Origin of the sequence: Streptomyces sp. IBSBF 2435 (genome assembly GCF_036815005.1) — a bacterium.
In the GTDB taxonomy this organism is placed as follows: domain Bacteria; phylum Actinomycetota; class Actinomycetes; order Streptomycetales; family Streptomycetaceae; genus Actinacidiphila.
The window spans coordinates 31,301-37,300 of record NZ_JAJSYW010000042.1 but is presented as its reverse complement, the minus strand read 5'-3'; the positions used below and the strand labels follow the sequence as shown (position 1 = coordinate 37,300).

The window sequence follows — 6,000 nt, the reverse complement described above, 5'->3', positions numbered from 1 at the left end:
ACCGGGACCTTCCCCCGGTGGGGGGCTGGTCGCGCGGATCCCCGCGCCCCTGGCGGGGTGCGTCCTCCTCCCTCTGCGGTAGGGGGCACGCTGTCCCGGGGCGCGGGGAACCGCGCGACCAGCCACGGCGCAACCGGCGTATGGAAACCGGCCGCCACCGCGGGGGCGCGGGCCACGGCGGTGGTCGAGGCGACAGGTCACCGCAAATGGCAGCCACCTGGGTGCCCGCCGCCGGGGGAAGGCTCGCGCCCGGCGGCGTGGCCGGGGTCAGGGGAGGATCGCGGGGCGGCCCGTCGTGAGGCCGGCTGCGACCCGCTCGACCGCGGAAGCCGCGTCGGCAAGAGGATGGCGGTCGGCCACCAGCGGCCGCACCGCCCCGGCGTCGGCGAGCCGGCTGAGCTCGTCGTGGGCCCGCCGCACGGCGTCCGGCTCGCGCGCGGCGTACAGCCCCCAGTGCAGCCCGAGAATCCCGTAGTTCTTGACCAGCGCGTGGTTGAGCCCGGGGGCCGGCACCTTCCCGCCGGCGAAGCCGACCACGACGATCCGCCCCTCGAAGGCGATGCACTTCGTGGACTTGGCGTACGCGTCACCGCCGACCGAGTCGTAGACGACGTCGGCGCCGCGCCCGCCGGTGACCTCCTTGACGACGGCCACGAAGTCCTCCGTGCGCCGGTCGACCACGACGTCGGCCCCCAGGTCGCGTGCGACCTTCGCCTTGTCGGCGCCGCCGACGACGCCGATAACTGTGGCGCCCGCGGCCTTGCCGAGCTGGACAGCCGCGCTGCCGACCCCGCCGGCCGCCGCGTGCACGAGCAGCGTCTCGCCTGGTTGCAGCGCGGCCCTGCGGTGCAGCCCGAACCACCCGGTCTGGTAGCCGATGTGCAGCACCGCCGCTTCCGCGTCGTCGAGGGCGTCGGGCGCGGGCAGCACGCCCGCGGCCGGCACGACGGCGTATTCGGCGAAGGCCCCGCCGGGCAGCGCGGCGGTGCTGATGACGCGGGCGCCGGCGCCGAGACCGGTCACCCCGGGGCCGAGCGCGGCGACCTCGCCGCACAGCTCCACGCCCGGCGTGAAGGGCAGCGGCGGCCGGACCTGGTACTGGCCGCGGCACAGCAGTGCGTCGGCGAAGTTGACGCCCGCCGCCCGTACCCGCAGCAGCACCTCACCGGGGCCGGGCTCCGGGGTGGGGATCTCGTCGAGGCGCATCGCCTCGCGCGGCTCACCGTTCTCGTGGACGCGCCATGCCTTCACGCTGGGACTCCCGAGGGGTCAGGGCTGCCGCACCGAGTGCAGCAGCAGGTCGGAGAATTCGCCGGCGACCTGCTCCGCGGACAGCGGGCCGTCCGCGTGGTACCAGGTGCCGAGGTGGTGCACGGAGCCGAAGAAGAAGTCAACCACCAGATCGGCCCGCAGACCCGGCCGGAAGCGGCCGTCCCGCTGGCCCTCCTCGACCAGCGACCGGAACCGCTCGTGGTAGCGGCGGCGCTCGGCCCGTACGGCCTTCTGCTTCTCCGGGCTGAGCTGGTGCATCGAGCGGAAGAAGATCTTGGTGTCGTCCAGGTTCTGGATGCTGGTGACCACGACGTCCGCCGCGGCCTCCGCGAGCCGTTCCTGCACGGGGGTGTCCCGGGACGCGATGGCGTCCAGGCGTTCGGTCTGCAGCCGCAGCACCCGGGCGTAGATCTCGTGCAGCAGATCGTCCTTGGAGCCGAAGTAGTGGTAGAGCGCGCCCTTGGTCACGCCCGCGGCCTCGACGATCTCCTGGACGGAGGTGCGGTCGTAGCCGCGTTCGGCGAACAGCCGGGTGGCCTCGGCGAGCAGCCGCTCGGGCACCGCCGCGCCGGAGGCGGTGCGCGCGGCCGTCCCCGTACCGCCGTCGTCGTCGCTCGTCGTGCTGCGTGCCATGACCTGCCCCTCTCCTGTGCCGCCCACCGGCGTCCCGGCCGCTATGGACCCTATCCGGCCGTCGCTTTGAGCTCGCGGCGGAGGATCTTGCCGGTGGCCGTCTTGGGCAGTTCTGCCAGCACCTCCACCTGGCGCGGGTATTTGTACGCGGCCAGCCGCTCCTCGCAATAGGCGACGAGTTCGGCGGGGTCGGCCGCCGCGCCCGGGCGCAGGCTGACGTACGCCTTGACGCTCTCGCCGCGGTAAGGGTCGGGGACGCCGACGACGGCGGCCTCGCGGACGGCCGGGTGGGTGTAGAGCACGTCCTCGACCTCGCGCGGCCAGACCTTGAAGCCGGACGCGCTGATCATGTCCTTCTTGCGGTCGACCACGTAGAGCCAGCCGTCGGCGTCCATGAAGCCGATGTCGCCGGTGAGCAGTTCGCCGCCGGGAATGGCGGCGCGCGACTCGTCCGGCAGGTTCCAGTAGCCGGGGACGACCATCGGTCCGCTGACCGCGATCTCGCCGGACTGGCCGAAGGGCAGTTCCGCGCCGGTGTCGTCGATGATCCGCACCATGGTGCCGGGGCCCGGCACGCCGACCGCGAGGGTGCCGGAGGCCGGGTCGACCGGCGCCTCGTGGCCGGGCGGGACGCTGGCGCAGGGGGCGGTGCATTCGGTGAGGCCGTAGCCGTTGGCGAGGTAGCGGCCGCCGGAGCGGGCGCGGAAGGCCTCCACGACGGCGGGCGGCAGCGGGGCGCCGCCCGAGGAGATCAGCGTGAAGGACGCGAAATCCTCGGCAGTGGCGTCGGGCCTGGCCAGCAGCGCCATGAAGGCGGTGGCGGGGCCGACGGTGAAGGCGGGCCGGTGCTCGCGGAAGGCGTCGAGGACCACACCGGGTTCGAAGCGGTAGGCCAGGGCCACCGTGTGGCCGGCGGCCAGGCCCGCGGAGAGCTGGCAGACCATGCCCGTGATGTGGAAGAGCGGGGCCAGCGCGAAGACCACTGCGTCGGCGGGCAGTTGCTGGATGCGTATCTGGCGGTGGGCGTTGAAGGCGATGTTGCCGTGGGTGTTCAGGGCGCCCTTGGGGCGTCCGCTGGTGCCCGAGGTGTAGCTGACCAGGGCGGTGTCGCCGGCGGCCGGCAGCGGTACGTCGGGGCGCGGCCCGGCCGCGGCACGGGCGGCGGCGAGCAGGTCCTCGGCGTCGTCGGCGGGCAGCCGGCCCGCGGTCAGTACGCGGGGGTCGTCGCGGGTCTGGAGGTCGAGTTCGCTGGCGGTGAGCGCGATACGCACCGGCGAGGACGCGGCCGTGGCCCGTACGTGGCCCTGCCAGGCGTGCTCGGAGCAGACCAGGGCCGTCGCCTGGGCGTCGGTGAGGATGTGGGCGAGTTCGTGCTGCTTGTACATCGGGTTGACCGGGATGACCGCGCCGCCCGCCTTCCATGCCGCGAGCAGCGCCACAACGAACTGCGGCACGTTCTGCAGCATGACGGCGAGCCGGTCGCCGGGCGCGAAGCCGCGGGCGGCGAGGTGGCGGGCCAGGCCGTCGGAAAGGGTGTCGAGTTCGCGGTATGTCAGTGCGCCGTCGAAATATGCCAGTGCCCGGTGATCGGGGCGGCTCGCGGCCGAGGCCAGGAATCCGTGCAGGACGGACGGCGGGCAGTCGGTGTCCTCGCGCTGCTCCTCGGTGAAGAACTGGAGCCACGGCTGGTCGGCGTATCCGGTCATCCCTCCTCGCCCGCCTTTACCCGGAGGTCCTCGTAGGTGCGCTGGAGTCTGTTCATGCCGCCGAGCCAGCGTTCGGGCTCCGCGGCGCGGGTCGCGTAATAGCCGGCGACCTCGGGGTGCGGCAGGATCAGGAAGCGCTCTTCGGCGATGCCGTCGAGCACCGCCCTTGCGACGTCCTCCGGCTCAATGGCGGTCGGCCCGAGCACCAGGTCGCCCGCGGGCCCCGTGGAGTCGAGCATCGCGGTGCGCACGCCCTGCGGGCAGACCGCGTGCACCGCGATGCCGCGGTGCCGGTAGGTCAGCGACAGCCACTCGGCGAAGGCGAGGGCGCCGTGCTTGGTGACGGAGTACGGGGCCGCGCCGATCATCGTCAGCAGCCCGGCGGCGGAGACGGTGGACACGAAGCGGCCCTGACCGCGCTCCAGCCACTCGGGCAGCAGGGCGCGGGCGGCGCGGACATGGCTCATCACATTGACGTCCCAGGCCAGCTCCCAGGCCGCGTCGTCCGCCTCGGGGCCGCCGCCGGTGCCGACTCCCGCATTGGCGCAGAAGACGTCGATACGGCCGCCGAGCGCGGTACGGGCGGCGGGCACGATTCCCGAGGCGTCGCCCGCGACCACTGCGGCGCCGATCTGGTCGGCCACCCTGTGCGCGGCCTCGGCGTCGAGGTCGTTGACCACCACCCGGGCGCCTTCGGCCGCGAAGGCGCGGGCGAGGGCGGCGCCGATGCCGCCGCCGGCTCCGGTAACGACAACTCGGGCGTCGCGCAGTGTTTCCGCCACCACAACCGTGTCTCCTTCGACTCGACTCCGGGCTGACCCGTGCTGGCATACTAAGCAGTCGGTCACTCAATCCGGAAGGGCCCGGGCGCCCGCCGCCGCAGCCGGTGCGCGTTCACCCGCCGGGGGGATGGACGCTGCCCTGGGCCGCCGGGATGATGCACACAGAGCAGACAATCGCGGGCCTTTCGGCAGCCGCGGGCGCGAGGGGAGCCATGGCCGTGGCACATGTGCAGCCCTACTGGGACCTCACCTTCGACGCGGACGGCGACCCCGACCCAGGGCAGCGCGACGCCCTGCTGGCACACGTCGGGGACCGCACCGACCTGGTGCTCTTCGCGCACGGCTGGAACGACGACGTGTCCAAGGCGTCGGCCCTCTTCGCCCGCTTCTACGCGCCCTTCCCCGGCCTGCTGGCCGACGCGAGGCGCATACGCCTCGGCTACGCGGGGGTGCACTGGCCCTCGATGCGGTTCTCCGACGAACCCATCCCGGACTTCCCGCACACCGCCGCCCTTGCCGAGGCCGGGACCGACGCGGACATCGCCGCGCTCAAACGGGTGCTGCCCGGGCACGACGCCGCCGCCGACCGGATCGCGCACCTGCTCGCGCGCCAGCCGGACGAGCCCGGGGCCCTGGCCGGATTCGCCGCCCTGGTCCGCACGCTGACCGGATGCGCCGAGCCGCGGGCCACCGTGCTCGCGCAGGACGTCGGCGGTACGGACGCGCCGCCCGCGCTGTTCACCGAGGACCCCGCCGCCATGTGCGCGGCGCTGGCCGGCGCGCTCGCTGCCGCACAGTGCCGCGCGGACCTGCTGGGCGGGCTCGGCGGGACGATCTGGTCCGGAGCCCGCGAGTTGCTGCGGCAGGCCGCGTATTACGCCATGAAGGGCCGCGCGGGCAGGGTCGGCCGAGCCGGGCTCGGGCCGCTGCTGGGGCTGCTGGCCGTACGTGCCCCGGGTACCCGGGTGCATCTGGCGGGCCACAGCTTCGGTGCCCGGCTGGTCTCCTTCGCACTGGCCGGGCTGCCGCCCGAGGCCCGCAACGTCGCCTCGGTCACCCTCCTGCAGGGTGCCTTCTCGCACTCCGCCTATGCCCCCGGCGGCGCTCTCCAAGGCCTCCAGGCCCGCGTCCACGGCCCTGTGGTGGCCTGCCACTCCACCCACGACCAGGCACTCGGCATCTTCTATCCGCTGATGTCCCGCCTCTCGGGCGACGACAGGTCCCTGCTGGGCGACGGCCGCTGGGGTGCGCTCGGCCACGACGGCTTCCACGGCATCCCCGGCACTCCCGCGATGCCGCTGGCCGCGGCGCTGCGCGGCGTCCTGCCGGGGGGCCGGTGCGTCAGCGTCGACGCCTCCGCCGTCATCCGCGCGGGCGGCCCTCCCGCCGGCGCCCACAGCGACATCTACCACCCCGACCTGGCCCGCCTCGCCCTCCATGCGGCGGCCCTGCTCTGAGCACGGCCTTCCGCGGGGTGCGCCCTTGCTCCCTTTGCGGAGGAGGGCAGGCTTCCAGGGGCGCGGCGAACTGCGCGGGCAACCACCGAGCGCGCAAGGTGCGAAGGCCACCGCATTCCGGCACTCACCCAGGGGCGGGGAAAACTGCGC

At 74.1% G+C, this 6,000-nt stretch carries 5 protein-coding genes; 1 reads left to right on the top strand and 4 read right to left on the bottom strand.

Features of this window, described 5'->3' with window-relative positions:
* Window positions 1–267 precede the first annotated feature (267 nt).
* From V7E46_RS11395 to V7E46_RS11380, 4 genes are read right to left on the bottom strand one after another with little or no spacing between them, the layout of a single operon-like run.
* On the bottom strand, window positions 268–1,251 hold the full coding sequence (locus V7E46_RS11395) for an NADPH:quinone oxidoreductase family protein (RefSeq protein WP_333768308.1): 984 nt from the start codon (window positions 1,249–1,251) through the stop codon (window positions 268–270).
* A gap of 18 nt (window positions 1,252–1,269) precedes the next feature.
* Window positions 1,270–1,905: a TetR/AcrR family transcriptional regulator gene (locus tag V7E46_RS11390; RefSeq protein WP_329180313.1), complete on the bottom strand. Its 636-nt coding sequence runs from the start codon at window positions 1,903–1,905 to the stop codon at window positions 1,270–1,272.
* A 50-nt stretch (window positions 1,906–1,955) separates the two neighbouring features.
* The gene (locus tag V7E46_RS11385; RefSeq protein WP_333768307.1) at window positions 1,956–3,611 is read right to left on the bottom strand and encodes an AMP-binding protein; all 1,656 of its coding nucleotides are present in this window, start codon (window positions 3,609–3,611) and stop codon (window positions 1,956–1,958) included.
* Window positions 3,608–4,393 carry an SDR family oxidoreductase gene (locus tag V7E46_RS11380; protein WP_333768306.1) on the bottom strand — a complete coding sequence of 262 codons (786 nt, stop codon included), beginning with the start codon at window positions 4,391–4,393 and terminating at the stop codon, window positions 3,608–3,610. The genes V7E46_RS11385 and V7E46_RS11380 overlap by 4 nt, the downstream gene beginning before the upstream one ends.
* Before the next feature lie 212 nt (window positions 4,394–4,605).
* Here V7E46_RS11380 and V7E46_RS11375 point away from each other — a divergent pair, with 212 nt between their 5' ends.
* Window positions 4,606–5,850, top strand: coding sequence for a serine-threonine protein kinase (locus V7E46_RS11375; protein WP_333768305.1), 1,245 nt, complete (start codon window positions 4,606–4,608; stop codon window positions 5,848–5,850).
* Window positions 5,851–6,000 lie beyond the last annotated feature (150 nt).